Source organism: Rhodococcus jostii NBRC 16295 (assembly GCF_001894825.1).
Lineage (GTDB): Bacteria > Actinomycetota > Actinomycetes > Mycobacteriales > Mycobacteriaceae > Rhodococcus_F > Rhodococcus_F jostii.
In genome coordinates, this window is record NZ_BCWY01000077.1 from 14633 (window position 1) to 30379 (window position 15747).

The following is a 15747-nucleotide window of genomic DNA, read 5'->3' on the forward strand; positions in this document are numbered from 1 at the left end:
ACCCTGCGGTGAGGTGGCGGTTTCGTGCTGGCTCGAGTCCAGTGTCGAAGTCGTTCCATCCCCACCCTGTGGATGAACACCTGAGTTTTCGCCAATGTTAGATCCATGACGCCGGGAGGCGTCGATGAACTTCGAGGAGTGTTGACCGTGGCCAAGGGCAAGCGGACGTTCCAGCCGAACAACCGACGCCGCGCGCGCGTTCACGGCTTCCGTCTTCGTATGCGGACCCGTGCGGGTCGTGCAATCGTTTCGGCGCGTCGCCGTAAGGGCCGCGAATCCCTCACCGCCTGATCCCGACACTGGGTTCGGGAGCTCGGGGTGTTGCCTGAGCCGCACCGATTGCGTCGTCATTCAGATTTTTCATTGACTGTGCGACGTGGTCGGCGGATGGGAAGACGCGACCTGGTTGTGCACGCATTCGACCGTGTACAGGCAGATGAGCTGGTGAGTAGCGGCGGTCCGCGTTTCGGACTGGTTGTGAGTAAGGCTGTCGGGCCGGCGGTGATTCGACATCGAGTCGCACGCCGGCTTCGTCATATCTGCATCGACCTCGTGGACGTTGTTCCACAGGGAACCGATGTGGTGATTCGGGCTCTTCCGGGAGCTGCGACTGCAAGTAGCCGGGACCTGGACAAGCAACTTCGTGCAGGTCTCCTTCGATTGGATCTTCTTGCGCCCGTGAGTAACTCCACATGAAAAGCGCACTCCACGAGTCGCGCGCCGACACGGCTGAGGGCACCTCCTCGGCCGCATCCGCGTGGAAGTCGGTCCGCGCGTTGCCGGCGCGCACCCTCATATTCTTCATCGAGCTCTACCGGACGTATGTGTCGCCCCTGAGGTTGCCGACCTGCCGGTTCATGCCGACCTGTAGCGAGTACGCGGTGGAAGCCCTGCGTACCCACGGGGCGATCAAAGGCCTTGTATTGACGGTGGTCCGGTTGGCGAAGTGCGCCCCCTGGCACCCTGGTGGGTGGGACCCGGTCCCTGCCCGTCACGACCGTCATGCGGGTAGCCGCCATTGCTGTCCGGCGAACGTGGACGAACAGAGGAGTACATAGAGCCGTGCTCGACTTCATTTACTATCCGGTGTCGGGGATCCTGTGGGTCTGGCACAAGGTCTTCGGTGCCATTCCCTTCCTGGGTCCGGACAGCGGCATCACGTGGGCGCTCTCCGTGGTGTTCCTCGTGTTCACGCTGCGTGCCGTGCTGTACAAGCCGTTCGTCAAGCAGGTTCGGACGACCCGCCAGATGCAGGAACTCCAGCCGCAGATCAAGGCCCTGCAGAAGAAGTACTCGGGTGACCGTCAGCGTCAGGCCACCGAGATGCAGAAGCTCCAGAAGGAGCACGGGTTCAACCCGATCATGGGTTGCCTCCCGGTTCTCGCGCAGGCGCCGGTCTTCATCGGCCTGTTTCACGTGCTTCGCTCGTTCAACCGCACCGGCACCGGTATCGGTCAGCTCGGCATGTCGGTCGAGGCCAACGCGAACACGCCGAACTACTTCTTCAGCGTCGAGGACGTGCAGTCCTTCCTGAGTGCCCGACTGTTCGGTGCTCCCATCTCGGCCTGGATCACCATGCCGAAGGCGCAGCTCGACGCGTTCGCTGCGTACGGTCCCATTCCCACGGTCCTGAACATTGCCGTCGTGGCGGTGCCGCTGATGGTCATCGCCAGCATCGCGACACACTTCAACTCGCGCGCTTCCGTGGCTCGCCAGAGCCCCGAGGCCGCCGCGAACCCGCAGTCGGCGATCATGAACAAGCTCGCGCTGTGGGTCTTCCCGCTCGGTGTGCTCGTCGGTGGCCCGTTCCTCCCCATCGCGATCCTCCTGTACTGGGTGAGTAACAACATCTGGACCTACGGGCAGCAGCACATCGTCTTCCGTCGTATCGACGCTGAAGAGGAAGAGAAGAAGCAGGCTGCCATCGCACGCCGGGCGGACAACGCTCCGAAGCCCGGTGCACGTCCCGATCTCACCAAGAAAAAGAAGAAGTCCGCGACCGCGACGGACGGTTCTTCCTCGGAGGGTGAACCGGAGATCGTCGAGGGAGTTGTCGAAGACAGCGCCTCCGATCAGGTGAGCGGTGACGGTTCGACGTCGGGTACCTCGAAGCCGAAGCCCGGTGCGCGCCCCCAGTCCAACCGCGGAAAGTCCCCCAAGCGCAAGCGGCGCTGATTCAGAAAAGAGAACGAGCATGGCTACTGAGCCTGACATCGCAGTGGACGGAGATGAGACAGACGTGACTGCAACGACGCAGAACCCGGACACCGAGGTGGATTCCGATTCTGACGACTACCTGATCGAGGAAGGGGAAATCGCCGGCGACTACCTGGAGCAGCTGCTCGACGTACTCGACTTCGACGGCGATATCGACCTGGACGTCGAGGGCGATCGCGCCATTGTCAGCATCGACGGTGGAGACGACCTCGCCAAGTTGGTCGGGCGCAAGGGTGAGGTGCTGGACGCACTTCAGGAGCTGACCCGCCTCGCGGTGCAGCAGGCAACGGGTGAGCGCAGTCGTCTGATGCTCGACATCGCCGGATGGCGTGCCGGACGTCGAGCGGAACTGACCGAGCTCGGTTCCTCTGCGGCACGTCGTGTGCTCGAGAGCGGTGAGCGCGAAGAGCTGGCTCCGATGACGCCGTTCGAGCGCAAGATCGTCCACGACGCAGTCGCGAAGGTCGACGGCGTGTCGAGCGAGAGTGAAGGCGCCGAGCCGTCACGTCGCGTGGTCGTCATCAAGGACTGATCCACGCACGATTCACCAAGGCGGGGCTCCCGGATTCATCTCCGGGAGCCCCGCCTTCTTTTGTCACCGTGATCGCGTCTCGTCACTTTGGCATCGTTTCGTTTCACGTGAAACACAGACCCCTCCCCTCCCCCACCGAGAGGTGGGGTGCCGCCGGGTGCCTCAATGTGTCATGCGGTTCGGTGGCTTCGGAAGTAACTTGTTCGAAGAGCTGGTGGTCGGGGTTGAGGCCAGTCGCGCTGGATTGCGGAGTCGCCTCGGGGTGTCCTCCCCGGCTCGCCTCCCGGCGGCCTTTGTCGGCGGTCGTAACCTGCCAGACGTGGTCGGCCAGCCGTCACTCGAGGCAGCCTTCGCTTCGCACGGTGTCTTGCCTTCAGCGACTTTCGACTTGTAGTAGAGGTTTCGCGGCTGCGCCGACGCAGTCGCAGCGGAGAGATCGGTGGGTGCGTCACCAGCGAGCAGCGCCCGCAGTAGCGCGTGCAATTGGTTGACCGCTCTGCTTCTGATTCGCAGCCTGCCGACACCGCAGCGCGCGGTACAGTCTTTATCGACGCTGCCGTGAGGAGATCCCGGCGACGCACGGCGGGAAGTCGACATTGACGACGCCAGCCGTCGAGCGCGATTTCGCGTCGACCGCCGTAAGTGTTCGCGAGGTCCTGAGACATACCCTTTCATGAACCGGTCGGGCGATGAGTTTCGACGGTCAACGAAGTCGACCCCTCCCCTCCCCCACCGAGGACGTACCGCCGAAGAAATCAGGCTCTGGTGGTGCCGCGCACCGTCTCGGGTGTCGCAGCCTGCCGGTCAGCGTGCGGCTCATTCGATCGGCGTCGCCGCCGCTTCGATTCATAAAGAGCGTTCGCCGTGACAGTCCACCGTTTTCGCGTCGGTCACTTTGAATCGAGTCTTGCGCCGCCCGACGCTCAGATCCGACACCACACCGGTTTCACGTGCCGTCGACACCGTCCGCGAAGAAGGTATCCCAGGACTTCAGCGGAGGATCGTCCGGGTACTTCACTTCTTGCGCTGAGACTGATCCAGTAGTCGTCGAGTCGGACGACTCGGTGCGCGGGCCGCACGTTCGGCGGGCGGTAGAACTTCGGGTGATTCTGTCACCGCCCTCGTGGCTGGACCGGGCTACGTACCGGTAGAACGTGGCGCGTGAGTTCGACCGTGTTCCGGCTATCCGGCGATGATCGCAGAAGTGGGCCGAAGTGTTCACGATGCCCTGAGACACGATGAGTTTCGACAGTCGCCGAGGTCCACACCAATGAGCGCACAGAACGGGTACGTCGATTGGATGGAGTGGATGATGAGCGCAGACGACGGAGAGATCCGAACCTTGATCGAACGGTGGGCTGAGGCTGTGCACCGCGGCGACATGGCGGGGGTCCTCGCGGACCACTCCGACGACATCGTGATGTTCGACGTGCCCCCGCCGTACGAGGGCGCTCGCGGAATCGATGCGTACCGCGAGACATGGCCGCCGTTCTTCGAGTGGCAGTCGAAGGGGGCACGGTTCGAGATCGTGTCGTTGGATATCACCGCCGGCGAAGATATCGCCTTCGCCCATGCACTCCTCCGGTGCGGAATAGAGAAGGAACTCGCCGACAATCCCGACAACCGGCTTCGGCTCACGGTGGGGTTGCGGAAGGAAGAAGGTCGTTGGCTCGTCGCCCACGAGCATCACTCATTTCCGGACAGCAGTGTCTGACACTCGAACCGCCGCTGATGCGGACTTAATAGGTGACGTGTTTTCGCCTTTTCGTGCGAATTTAGGTTGTAGTTTCACCCACCCAACTACACCCGGGAGTTTCGTCACTGTGATGATAAAGAATCGCAGGTCTTTCCGACTGGATCAACTGACTGGTTACCGTCGGGTGTAGGCGGGGTGCCCGAGTCCACGTGGCAAGCATCTGACCGAATGCCGCCTCTCGTCTCGTCGTCTGGAAAATAGCGGGTAATGCCGGAAGGGGCACGCTAGCTGTTCCACGTGAAACATGCGTGGGTGCGGCTGGGTCGGCCACCGCACTAGTAGATGTCTCTCGGCATGATCGGCCCATCGAGGCAACGGAACTTAGCCCCCATCCCGGAGTGACGGTTACACTCCGCCCGCAGAGATGGCGCTACAAACTGTGCGTGTGCGGAGACGTCCTGTTCCACGTGAAACATCGGCGGCAACGTTTCCCATCCTTCGCGGATGCTCCGGGTGCCGTCGGCAGCCCGCTCTGGGAATGCGAACGTCGGGTGTCCTCTATCGGTCACCGACAGCGGATGGTCAATCGCAACCCCTCCCCTCCCCCACCGGGTAGGGGTGCGGCTCGACACTGCTCCGGCGTTGCGCGTTCCAGTTGACGGACATAGTCGGGAGGGAGGGCGGATAATAGAGAAGCTGTGTTTGTTGATTTCGCGTTATTCGCGGGAGGATGTTTCACGTGGAACCGAATGGTGGAGAGCCGGCCGAATGGGACGAACAAGCGGCGGCACGCCAGGTGTTCGGTGAACGATTCGATATTGCTGAGCGCTACTACAAGTCGTTGGCGACCGATGGTGTCGAGCGGGGGTTGATCGGTCCGCGGGAGGTCCCGCGACTGTGGGAGAGGCATCTCCTCAACTGTGCCGTCGTCGGTGAATTGATTGCCGAAGGTGAGTCGGTAGTCGACGTGGGAAGCGGTGCCGGGTTGCCGGGCATCCCCCTCGCGATCGCGCGCCCCGATCTCCGCATCACCTTGGTCGAGCCGCTACTGCGACGCTCGGTGTATCTGGCCGAGTTCGTCGAGTCCAATGGATTGGATGTGCTTGTGGTGCGGGGGCGCGCCGAGGAGTCGGGTGTCGTGAAGGAAGCGGGTGGCGCCGACGTCGTCACATCCCGTGCGGTGGCCCCTCTGGAGAAGTTGGCGAAGTGGTCGCTGCCGCTCATCCATGAGCATGGGAGAATGCTCGCATTGAAAGGTTCGAGCGCCGCCGAAGAGATTTCCCGTGATCGCGCTTCCCTGACTCGGTTGGGTGCTGGCAAGCTGGATATCGTGGAATGCGGAGTGGGTCTGCTTCCTGTCCCCACCGTTGTCGTTCGGGCAGAGCGGATGCCGAAACGCCGTCAGCGTCGATGACGATGTGGACGGTGGACAGGGAGTGAGTATGTCGAGTAACGAGCGATACCCAATCGAAGGAGTAGTCAATGTCGGGTGGGCCTGAATCCGCCGTTTCACGTGAAACAGTTTCACGTGAAACCGACCATCAATCCGACCAGGCGACGAGCTCCGAGAACGGAGACGACGGATTCACGGCCCCCTACAACGGAATCTCCGCCGCGGAGACTCCGATCGGCGCTGCCGCGCACCGCGCGAGTCAGGTGCTGCACCCCCACTCGGTGTCCCTGCCGAAGCCGCCCGAACGGCGCATCCTCACCATCGCTAACCAGAAGGGCGGCGTGGGCAAGACGACCAGCGCGGTCAACCTCGCATCCGCCCTTGCGGTGCAGGGACTCACGGTTCTGGTGATCGACCTCGACCCGCAGGGCAACGCCAGCACTGCGTTGGGCGTCGCCCACCACTCCGGCGTGCCCTCCAGCTACGAACTGCTTCTCGGCGAGGTGACCGCCGCGGAGGCGATCCAGAAGAGCCCCCATAACGACCGACTCTTCTGCATTCCGGCCACCATCGACCTTGCCGGCGCCGAGATCGAATTGGTCTCCATGGTCGCCCGTGAAGGACGCCTCAAGGGCGCATTGTCGGAGAAGGCTCTGGGCGAGGTGGATGCCGACTTTATCCTCATCGACTGCCCGCCCTCCCTTGGACTGCTCACGGTGAACGCGATGGTCGCCGCCAAGGAAGTGCTGATTCCGATCCAGTGCGAGTACTACGCCCTCGAAGGGGTGGGACAGCTGCTGCGGAATATCGAGTTGGTGCAGGCGCACCTCAACCCCGAACTCCACGTGTCGACGGTCCTGCTCACGATGTACGACGGGCGCACCAAGTTGGCCGACCAGGTGGCCGAAGAGGTCCGGAACCACTTCGGTGACGCCGTCCTCCGTGCGGTGATTCCCCGCAGCGTCAAGGTGTCCGAAGCTCCGGGGTACGGGATGACCGTGCTCGACTACGACCCCGGATCGCGGGGCGCTATGAGTTACCTCGACGCGGGACGTGAACTCGCAGCACGCACCGCACAGATCACGAAGCAGGAGCAGCGATGAGTCAGACGCGTAAGGGTGGACTTGGCCGTGGACTGGCTGCGCTCATTCCTACCGGCCCGACGGCGGGACCGGGGCTGGGTAACGCCGCCGCCGACGTCGTCATCGGGGCGGACCGACGCAACGTTCTGACCGCTCCGGCACCGAACTCGTCGGATCCTGCGACCGACGAAGATGCCGCGCCCGCATCCACGGGAAACACGTCCACCGAGAAGAAGGGAAACAAGAACGGCGCCACCGCGACGTCCGGTAACGGAGCCGAACCCCTCCCCTCCCCCACCGGAGCGGTGTACCGGGAGATCGCTCCCGACCTGATCGAGCGGAACCCCAAGCAGCCGCGTCAGGTGTTCGACGAAGACGCTCTCGCCGAGCTGGTTCACTCGATCCGCGAGTTCGGTCTGATGCAGCCGATCGTGGTGCGCCCGATCGACGACGGCAAGTTCCAGCTCGTCATGGGCGAGCGTCGGTGGCGTGCCGGCCAGGAAGCCGAACTCGAGACGATCCCGGCGATCGTGCGCGAGACCGGCGACGACGCAATGCTCCGCGACGCGCTCCTGGAGAACATTCACCGCGTTCAGCTGAACCCGCTCGAAGAGGCGGCGGCATACCAGCAGCTGCTCGAAGAGTTCGAGGTGACTCACGAGGAACTGGCCGCGAAGATCGGCCGCTCGCGTCCCGTCGTCACCAATATGATCCGACTGCTCAAGTTGCCGATTCCCGTGCAACGCCGGGTCGCGGCGGGCGTCCTGTCTGCCGGGCACGATCGAACTCCAGGGCTGCGGCGGCTACGCGCAGGCCCGTGCATACACCGTCCTCGAAATTCCGGGCAACCACTACGTCAAGGCCACCCTCTACGGGCAGCCGTTCAGCATCGGCTGATTGCGCGCACCGACACCATTCACGACTTCTCGCATAAGCGACATTCACCCTAGAGGGGAACAATGAACAGCAAGACCCTGCGCCACGGCGCCAAGGCCGCCGGAGTGGTCGCCGCGGCCACCGTCGCGATCGGCCTCTTCTCTACCGGTGCGGCCAACGCCGACACCTTCGTTCCGTTGCAGGACGGCACCGTCACCCAGACGCTGCTCGACGGCACCGTGGTGACCGTGCGCCAGACCGGTAACACCGCGAACATCAGCCCGTCGATGGGTTCGACCCCGCTGCACCGCAACGTGTGGGCCTCGGGCTCGATCGACGTCTCCATCGACGGTGGCACCGCGGAGGGTGGCAACATCGACGCCGGGTACATCGTGGCCTGCCAACTCGACTTCGGCGGCGAAGCCAGCGGTGGCGCCGCGGCCAGTGCTGGCTGGGACGCGATCCAGGCCGGTACCGTCGGTAACCCGATCAGCACGGGCGACACGGCGGTCGGTGGCGGAATCTCCATCGCTCCCGGCCAGGCTGTCAGCGTCCCGATCCTCGACGTCGAGTACACGGACAGCTACGGCGCCGAGGCGCACACCAGTGACTTCGATTTCGAAGGCAACAGCGGTGGATTCACGTACTCGGACGAGACCTTCGGTGTCTCCGGTTGCGCCGGCTACGCGCAGGCCCGTTCCTACGCGACTGTTTCCGTCTCGACCGACTCGGTCGACGGCACCGTCACCCTGTGGGGCCAGCCGTTCAGCGTCGGGTGACCGGCTGGGCACGAAAGGGGCTGTCGAAAGTCCGTGCGAAAGCTATCCATTGCTTGCATGCGATCCATCTACGTGAACGTTGCTGTCAAAGAATATCTTTCATGGAACCATCGGCCTCGAGGCGCCGGAACCCAGTGGTCGACGACTCGCCACGCACCGAACCGCCATCGGCAGCAGTCCACTAGCCCACCTGTGCAGGCCGCTGATGTTCGAGACCCTGCAATGTTAGAATCTCCTCGACGACTGCGACGTCGACCACCGGACGAAGGCGGTGATCCTCTCGATGAGGGTTTCTCGGGCAGAGAACCGATTCGGCGCGCGCTACGCCCGTCATTCCCCTCGCATCGCCGCACTCGTGGCGTGCGTCGCCCTCGTGATCGTGAGCTGCTCGACCACATCCGAACCGACCACATCCGAGCAGGCAACCGGAATCGACACCACACCAACGCAGTCCGCATTGAATTCCCTCGATCCAGATGCATTCCAGGACGCCGTGGAGGGCGCCGCCGAAGAGTTACTCGTCCCCGGGGCGGTGGTCCTCGTGCAGACTCCGCAGGGCAGCTACACGGCGGCGGTGGGCACCACACAGTTGGACACGCAGTCGCCGCCGGACGCCGACACGCATTACCGGATCGCCTCTAATACCAAGACCATGACAGCGGCCCTGACCGTGCTGCTCGCCCAGGACGGTAAACTCCGGTTCGACGATCCGGTATCCGATTACGTACCAGATGTGCCCAACGGCAACAACATCACCATCTCCCAGCTATTGAAGATGCGCAGCGGACTCTACAACTACACAAACGCTCCCGAGCTTTCGGAGACCATGGATTCCGACCCCGCGAAGGCCTGGACTCCGCAAGAAGTACTGGATATCGCGTTCCGGCATCCACCGGAGTTCCCACCCGGCACGTCCTACGAGTACAGCAACACCAACTACGCGCTGCTGGGTCTGGTAGCCGAGAAGGTCGGTGGCCGTCCCCTGGCCGACCAATTCCAGGAACGGCTGCTCGGCCCACTCGGTGTGCAGCAGACTGCCCTTCCCGCCGCCGACGACACCTCCATCCCGGACCCCTACTCGCACGGCTACATGTACGGAGGGTCGGCCTTCGCCATGGTCGACCAACCGTATCCCGCCGATATGCAGTCCGCCGCTCGTGCGGGAACACTGCAACCCCTCGACTACACCAACCAGAACTCCTCCTACGCCACGGCGGCCGGCGGGGCCATCTCGACGGCAGACGACATGGCCACCTGGATGCAAGCACTGGTGTCGGGCAAGGTCTTGAATCCCGACTACCAGCAGCAGTGGCTCCAGAGCCTGCAAGCCGAGGACCCGAGTGCACCCGACGGCCAGCAGTACGGGTACGGCATCAGCTATCAGCGTTTCGGCCCGAACGCTTCGATGTACTACCACGGCGGTGAACTGCCGGGCTTCAACTCGTTCATGGGCCATGACATCGAAAACGACGTGACGCTCGTGGTCTGGACGAACTTGACCCTGTCGCCTGAGGGCAAGACGACGGCGAACGCCTTGCTGCCAACAGTTCTCGACCAGATCTACGCCGGGCTGTCGCTCCAGCCGGCGGCGCCGACCACCACGAGGTAGCGCCCCTCGCTGTCAGTCGACGAGGTCGAGGGCGGCGCGGACGATGCTGTCGGTGTCGATGCCGTGGTAGCGGTAGACGTCGTCGAGGGAACCGACCTGCCCGAACCTGCTGACGCCGAGTGCCGCGCCGGGGACGTGGTTGATCCCGGTCAGGAACGCGAGGGTGTGCGGGTGCCCGTCGAGGACGGTGACCATCGGTGCCGCGCGGTCGGCGGGAAACACCTGGTCCAGGATCCACGACGGCCCGTCCGCGAGCCCGCGGCGCGCCTGCACCGCCTCGAACAACAGACCCGGGCTGGTGACACACACGACGTCGGCGGCAATGCCCTGCTCCGCCAACCGGTCAGCGGCGGTGAGGGTTTCGGTGATCATCGCACCCATCCCCACCAACGTCAGCGCGGCCTTCTCCGCGTGCCGGAGGGTGTACGCCCCGGCGACCACCTGCCGGCGGCGACGCTCCCGCGCCGCCGGATCCGACGGCACCGCGGCGAGGGTCTGATCGACCGGGCGCGTCGACAGCCGCAGGTACGACGAGGAGCCGTCCGGGCGGCCCAAACGGGAGATGCTGTCGAGCAGCGTCCACTCCACATCGATCGCGAACGCCGGTTCGTAGCTGACGCAGCCGGGCTGTTCGAGGCCGATCGACGGGGTCTTGATCGACTGATGCGCCCCACCCTCCGCGGCCAGGGTCACCCCGGACGGGGTCCCCACCAGGATCGACTGACCACCCGCATAGATGCCGTACGACCACGGCTCGAGGGCACGCTCGACGAACGGGTCGTACATCACCCCAATCGGGAACAAGGGTTGTCCCCACCGGCTCCACGTCGCGCCGAGCTCACCCATCAACCCGACCAGATTCGTCTCCGCGATGCCCAGTTCCATGTGCTGCCCGGTCGGCTTCTCCCGCCAGTGCATGATCGTCTCGGCGTCGTCGTCGAACCAGTTGCGGCGCTCGTTCGGCGACCACACCCCCACCTTGTTGAGCCACCCCGCCAGGTTCGTCGTCGAGGACACGTCGGGGCTGACCGTCACCACCCGCTTCGCCGCCTCCGGCGCCTCACGGGACAGATCCAGCAGCACCCGGCCCAGTGCCGCCTGCGTCGTCGACGTCCCGGACGGGGTGCGCCCGATGTCCGCGGGCACCGCCGGCGGGGTGGCCGGGTCGACCGGGTCACGCTGAAGCCGCTGGGCGACCGCGGCGCACACGCCACCGGCGATGCTGTCGGGGCCGAACCGGGCCCACGGGTCCGCCGGATCCATGCCCAATTCGGCGGCGAGCTGTTCGTACTGCTCCACCGTCAGCAGCGACGAGTGATTCTGCGGATGCCCCTGGGTGGGCAGGCCGCGGCCCTTGATGGTGTAGGCGATGATCACCGTGGGGCGGGTGTCGTCGATCTGCGCGTAGGCGGCGCGGAGGGCGTCGAGGTCGTGACCGCCGAGGTTGCGGATCGCGCGCAGCAGGGTGTCGTCGTCGAGGTCGGCGATCAACGATGCGATCGCGGTGGCGTCGGGTCCGTCGCCGGGCAGCCGGTCCCGGACCTGCGCGGCGTCGCAGCGCAGCAGCCGCTGGTATTCGGGGTTGGGCATGTCCAGGATCCGGGTGCGCAGCGCCGGCCCGCCCGGTCGGGTGAACAGCGACTCGAGCAGGGTCCCGAATTTCACGGTGAGCACCTGCCAGCCGGCGGCGGAGAACATCGCCTCGAGCCGGCCGGCGGCGATGTTCGGGACCACCCGGTCCAGGGATTGCCGGTTCAGGTCGACGATCCACACGATCTCACCGAGTTCGGCGACGGAGGTGTCGAGGATCGCCTCCCACACCGCGCCCTCGTCCAGTTCGGCATCGCCGACGAGGGAGTACTGCCGGCCCGTCCCCGCCGACCCGATCTGGGTGTTCACGTAGCGGCGGGCGATGGCACCCCAGATCGGGGCCGTCGCGCCGATGCCGACCGAGCCGGTCGAATAGTCCACCGGATCAGGGTCTTTCGACCGCGACGGGTAGGACTGCAGCCCGCCGAATTCGCGCAGCGTCGTCAGATACTTCTCGTCCAGTTCCCCGAGCAGGTAGTTGATGCCGTGCAGCACCGGAGAGGCGTGCGGCTTCACCGACACCCGATCCCCCGGCCGCAGCTGCTCGAACCACAGCGACGTCATGATGGTCGCGATCGACGCGCACGACGCCTGATGACCACCGACCTTGAGGCCCGTAGGGTTGGGGCGAACCCGGTTGGCGTGGTGGATCATTGCGGTCGACAGCCACAACACACGCTGCTCGACCTCCACCAGCGCTTCCGGAGTGGTTGAGCGAGCAGAGAGCTGTGTAGTGCGGGAGTCTGTCATCGTTTCCGTCCTTGCCTGTGAGTTCCTGGCACCGACTCGATCCTCCCCGGCCCAGGTCGTGGGCGGGGTGGATCGGCGGTGACGGGCAGGCGGACCTTCTGGAACCGGACCTACCGCGGGGTGGCGTCACACCACCCGTCTGTTGCGAGTTCTTGTGCAGATCTCTCACAACAGTCGACCATCGGCTTACACTTCGAGCAATACCGACCGCAGAATTTCAGCATTCTGCGAACCACCGCGCCCCTCACCCCCGCTGGAGGTTGGCACAATGCCCAGCAGTACCACCGTCGACTCCCTTGATGCCAAGATCCTCGGCGCGCTCACTGAGGATCCACGCGCGACCGTGATCGCGCTCGCCGACAAGACGGGACTGTCCCGCAACACCGTGCAGGCCCGCCTGGGCAAACTGGAACGTCAGGGTGTGCTGCACTCCTTCGAACGCCGCATCGACCCCGGCGCGCTGGGGTATCCGCTGACCGCGTTCATCCTGACCAGCGTCACCCAGCGCAAACTCGCCCCGGTCGCCGACGCGCTCGACGGCATCCCGGAAGTGGTCGAGGTGCACGGACTCAGCGGCGCCACAGACCTTCTCATCCATGTCGTCGCCCGCGACGCCGACGACCTCTACCGGATCGCCGGCCGCATCCTCGACATCGACGGGGTCGAGCAGACCACCACCTCACTGGTCATGCGCAAGTTGGTCGACTACCGCCTCACCCCGCTCCTGGAACAACTCGTCGACGGCGCCTGAACGTGGCGGTCAGGCACCGACGTAGGTCGCGAGGTGCTCGGCGGTGAGGGTGGAGCGGGCATCGACCAGTTCCGCCGGACTGCCCTCGAAGACGATCCGGCCGCCGTCGTGGCCGGCGCCGGGGCCGAGGTCGATGATCCAGTCGGCGTGCGCCATGACCGCCTGATGATGCTCGATGACGATGACCGACTTACCGGAGTCGACGAGCCTGTCGAGCAGTCCGAGCAGCTGCTCGACGTCGGCGAGGTGCAGTCCGGTGGTCGGCTCGTCGAGGACGTAGACGTCGCCCTTGTCGGCCATGGCGGTGGCCAGCTTGAGCCGCTGCCGTTCGCCGCCGGACAGCGTGGTGAGTGGCTGTCCGAGGCTGAGGTAGCCGATTCCGACGTCGGCGAGCCGCTGCAGAATCTTGTGGGCCGCCGGGATCCGCGCCTCCCCGTCGCCGAAGAACTCCTCGGCCTCCGTCACCGACATCGCGAGCACCTCGGCGATGTTCCGGCCGCCGAGCGTGTACTCCAGCACCGATGCCTGGAACCGCCTGCCCTCGCACTCCTCGCAGGGGGTTTCGACGGTGGCCATGACGCCCAGGTCGGTGTAGATCACGCCGGCGCCGTTGCAGGTGGGGCAGGCACCTTCGGAGTTGGAGCTGAAGAGCGCCGGCTTCACGCCGTTGGCCTTCGCGAATGCCTTGCGGATCGGGTCGAGCAGTCCAGTATACGTGGCCGGGTTGCTCCGCCGCGACCCGCGGATCGCGGTCTGGTCGATCGACACCACGCCGTCGCGCCCCGACACCGAGCCGGTGATCAGTGAGCTCTTGCCGGAGCCGGCGACGCCCGTGACCACGCAGAGCACCCCGAGGGGGATGTCGACGTCCACGCCCTGGAGGTTGTGCGACGTCGCGCCGCGGATCTCCATTTCCCCGGAGGAGGAACGGACCGATTCCTTCAGTGTGGCCCGGTCGTCGAAATGGCGCCCGGTGATGGTGTCGCTGGCGCGCAGCCCGTCGACGGTGCCCTCGAAGCAGACGGTGCCGCCCGCGGTACCGGCGCCGGGGCCGAGGTCGACGATGTGATCGGCGATCGCGATCGTCTCCGGTTTGTGCTCCACGACGAGCACGGTGTTGCCCTTGTCCCGCAGCCGCAGCAACAGTTTGTTCATCCGCTCGATGTCATGTGGGTGTAGCCCGATGGTGGGCTCGTCGAACACGTAGGTGACGTCGGTGAGCGAGGAACCGAGGTGCCGAATCATCTTGGTGCGCTGAGATTCACCGCCCGACAGCGTCCCGGCGGGCCGGTCCAGGCTCAGGTACCCCAGCCCGATCTCCACGAACGAGTCCAGGGTGTCGCTCAACGACTCCAGCAGAGGCGCCGCCGACGGTTCCTTCAGACCGCGCACCCACACGGCGAGGTCGCTGATCTGCATCGCGCAGGCGTCGGCGATGTTGATGCCCTTGATCTTCGATGATCGAGCGCCCTCGTTGAGCCGGGTGCCGTCGCAGTCGGGGCAGGTGGTGAACGTGATCGCCCGCTCCACGAACGCGCGGATGTGCGGCTGCATCGCGTCGACGTCCTTGGACAGGAACGACTTCTGTATCTGCGGGATCAGCCCGGTGTACGTCAGGTTGATGCCCTCGACCTTGATCTTGGTCGGCTCTCGGTAGAGCAGGTCGTTGAGCTCTCGCTTGGTGTACTTGCGGATCGGCTTGTCCGGGTCGAAGTAGCCGCAGCCGCGGTAGATGCGCCCGTACCAGCCGTCCATGCTGTAGCCGGGGATCGTGAGTGCGCTCTCGTTGAGTGACTTGCTGTCGTCGTACAGCGCGGTGAGGTCGAAGTCGGTGACCGAGCCCCGGCCCTCGCAGCGCGGACACATGCCGCCGGTGATGCTGAAACTGCGCCGCTCCTTCGTCTGACGGCCACCGCGCTCGACGGTGACCGCGCCCGCGCCGGAGATCGAGGCGACGTTGAAGGAGAACGCCTGGGGCGATCCGATGTGCGGCTTTCCGAGCCTGCTGAAGAGGATGCGCAGCATCGCGCTGGCGTCGGTGGCGGTGCCGACCGTGGAGCGCGGGTCGGCGCCCATCCGCTGCTGGTCCACGATGATCGCGGTGGTCAGCCCGTCGAGTACGTCGACGTCGGGCCGGGCCAGCGTCGGCATGAAGCCCTGCACGAAGGCGCTGTAGGTTTCGTTGATCATCCGCTGCGACTCCGCGGCGATCGTGCTGAACACCAGCGAGCTCTTGCCTGAGCCGGAGACGCCGGTGAACACCGTCAGCCTGCGTTTCGGGAGCTCGACGCTGATGTTCTCGAGGTTGTTCACCCGCGCACCCCGCACGCGGATCAGATCGTGGCTGTCGGCGGCGTGCAGCTCGGTCGACTGCGTGTCCGTCCTCGTGGCCGTGCTCATCCTGTCTCCCTCTGTGTGCGCGGACCGCATTCGCGGTCTCCGTGGGTGTCGCGTGGATCGATCTAACAGCGT

13 protein-coding genes and 2 pseudogenes are annotated in these 15747 nt (G+C 65.1%); 13 read left to right on the top strand and 2 right to left on the bottom strand.

Going from position 1 to position 15747, the window contains the following annotated elements; translation table 11 throughout:
* The first annotated feature begins 147 nt into the window (after positions 1 to 147).
* The 12 genes and pseudogenes from rpmH to RJ1_RS34225 all read left to right on the top strand — a co-directional run bounded on the left by rpmH (position 148) and on the right by RJ1_RS34225 (position 10184).
* Complete coding sequence (rpmH, locus tag RJ1_RS34170; protein WP_005263481.1) at positions 148 to 291, top strand: 50S ribosomal protein L34; 144 nt, start codon at positions 148 to 150, stop codon at positions 289 to 291.
* Between the two features lie 27 nt (positions 292 to 318).
* On the top strand, positions 319 to 696 hold the full coding sequence (gene rnpA / locus RJ1_RS34175) for a ribonuclease P protein component (protein WP_073366885.1): 378 nt from the start codon (positions 319 to 321) through the stop codon (positions 694 to 696).
* Positions 693 to 1058 carry a membrane protein insertion efficiency factor YidD gene (gene yidD, locus RJ1_RS34180; RefSeq protein ID WP_073366886.1) on the top strand — a complete coding sequence of 122 codons (366 nt, stop codon included), beginning with the start codon at positions 693 to 695 and terminating at the stop codon, positions 1056 to 1058. Before rnpA ends, yidD begins: the two co-directional genes overlap by 4 nt.
* A 4-nt stretch (positions 1059 to 1062) precedes the next feature.
* On the top strand, positions 1063 to 2175 hold the full coding sequence (yidC, locus tag RJ1_RS34185) for a membrane protein insertase YidC (RefSeq protein ID WP_073366887.1): 1113 nt from the start codon (positions 1063 to 1065) through the stop codon (positions 2173 to 2175).
* Positions 2176 to 2194: 19 nt separating this feature from the next.
* A complete protein-coding gene (locus RJ1_RS34190; protein ID WP_073366888.1) occupies positions 2195 to 2749 on the top strand; it encodes a Jag family protein in 555 nt (184 codons plus the stop codon).
* Between the two features lie 1312 nt (positions 2750 to 4061).
* Positions 4062 to 4463 (top strand): nuclear transport factor 2 family protein, encoded by a 402-nt coding sequence (locus RJ1_RS34195; RefSeq protein ID WP_378379210.1) that lies wholly within the window; start codon positions 4062 to 4064, stop codon positions 4461 to 4463.
* 712 nt (positions 4464 to 5175) lie between these two features.
* Positions 5176 to 5859: a 16S rRNA (guanine(527)-N(7))-methyltransferase RsmG gene (gene rsmG / locus RJ1_RS34200; RefSeq protein WP_073366889.1), complete on the top strand. Its 684-nt coding sequence runs from the start codon at positions 5176 to 5178 to the stop codon at positions 5857 to 5859.
* Positions 5860 to 5927: 68 nt separating this feature from the next.
* Positions 5928 to 6941 carry a ParA family protein gene (locus RJ1_RS34205; protein WP_073366890.1) on the top strand — a complete coding sequence of 338 codons (1014 nt, stop codon included), beginning with the start codon at positions 5928 to 5930 and terminating at the stop codon, positions 6939 to 6941.
* Positions 6938 to 7735, top strand: a pseudogene (locus RJ1_RS34210) (ParB/RepB/Spo0J family partition protein); the annotation flags it as partial. The gene RJ1_RS34205 and the pseudogene RJ1_RS34210, both read left to right, overlap by 4 nt.
* Positions 7701 to 7817 (top strand): annotated as a pseudogene (locus RJ1_RS46305) (MspA family porin); the annotation flags it as partial. The pseudogenes RJ1_RS34210 and RJ1_RS46305, both read left to right, overlap by 35 nt.
* A gap of 62 nt (positions 7818 to 7879) precedes the next feature.
* Entirely contained in the window at positions 7880 to 8575 is a 696-nt protein-coding gene (locus RJ1_RS34220; protein ID WP_073366891.1) for an MspA family porin, read from the top strand.
* A 283-nt stretch (positions 8576 to 8858) separates the two neighbouring features.
* Positions 8859 to 10184: a serine hydrolase domain-containing protein gene (locus tag RJ1_RS34225; RefSeq protein WP_073366903.1), complete on the top strand. Its 1326-nt coding sequence runs from the start codon at positions 8859 to 8861 to the stop codon at positions 10182 to 10184.
* A 12-nt stretch (positions 10185 to 10196) separates the two neighbouring features.
* Here the strand turns inward: RJ1_RS34225 and RJ1_RS34230 are convergent, their stop codons facing one another.
* Entirely contained in the window at positions 10197 to 12524 is a 2328-nt protein-coding gene (locus tag RJ1_RS34230) for a thiamine pyrophosphate-binding protein (RefSeq protein WP_073366892.1), read from the bottom strand.
* Positions 12525 to 12792: 268 nt separating this feature from the next.
* On the opposite strand from RJ1_RS34230, the gene RJ1_RS34240 reads away from it, so the two are divergent.
* Positions 12793 to 13275, top strand: a complete 483-nt coding sequence (locus tag RJ1_RS34240; protein WP_073366894.1) for an Lrp/AsnC family transcriptional regulator — start codon at positions 12793 to 12795, stop codon at positions 13273 to 13275.
* 9 nt (positions 13276 to 13284) lie between these two features.
* Here the strand turns inward: RJ1_RS34240 and RJ1_RS34245 are convergent, their stop codons facing one another.
* On the bottom strand, positions 13285 to 15675 hold the full coding sequence (locus RJ1_RS34245) for an ATP-binding cassette domain-containing protein (protein ID WP_073366904.1): 2391 nt from the start codon (positions 15673 to 15675) through the stop codon (positions 13285 to 13287).
* Between the last annotated feature and the right edge of the window lie 72 nt (positions 15676 to 15747).

Excerpts from the sequence above, each read along its gene's own strand:
- rsmG (WP_073366889.1), top strand. The coding sequence starts at position 5,176 with ATGTTTCACGTGGAACCGAATGGTGGAGAGCCGGCCGAATGGGACGAA.
- RJ1_RS34245 (WP_073366904.1), bottom strand. The coding sequence starts at position 15,675 with ATGAGCACGGCCACGAGGACGGACACGCAGTCGACCGAGCTGCACGCC.
- RJ1_RS34225 (WP_073366903.1), top strand. The coding sequence starts at position 8,859 with ATGAGGGTTTCTCGGGCAGAGAACCGATTCGGCGCGCGCTACGCCCGT.
- RJ1_RS34190 (WP_073366888.1), top strand. The coding sequence starts at position 2,195 with ATGGCTACTGAGCCTGACATCGCAGTGGACGGAGATGAGACAGACGTG.
- RJ1_RS34230 (WP_073366892.1), bottom strand. The coding sequence starts at position 12,524 with ATGACAGACTCCCGCACTACACAGCTCTCTGCTCGCTCAACCACTCCG.
- RJ1_RS34195 (WP_378379210.1), top strand. The coding sequence starts at position 4,062 with ATGAGCGCAGACGACGGAGAGATCCGAACCTTGATCGAACGGTGGGCT.
- RJ1_RS34240 (WP_073366894.1), top strand. The coding sequence starts at position 12,793 with ATGCCCAGCAGTACCACCGTCGACTCCCTTGATGCCAAGATCCTCGGC.
- RJ1_RS34205 (WP_073366890.1), top strand. The coding sequence starts at position 5,928 with ATGTCGGGTGGGCCTGAATCCGCCGTTTCACGTGAAACAGTTTCACGT.
- RJ1_RS34220 (WP_073366891.1), top strand. The coding sequence starts at position 7,880 with ATGAACAGCAAGACCCTGCGCCACGGCGCCAAGGCCGCCGGAGTGGTC.
- yidD (WP_073366886.1), top strand. The coding sequence starts at position 693 with ATGAAAAGCGCACTCCACGAGTCGCGCGCCGACACGGCTGAGGGCACC.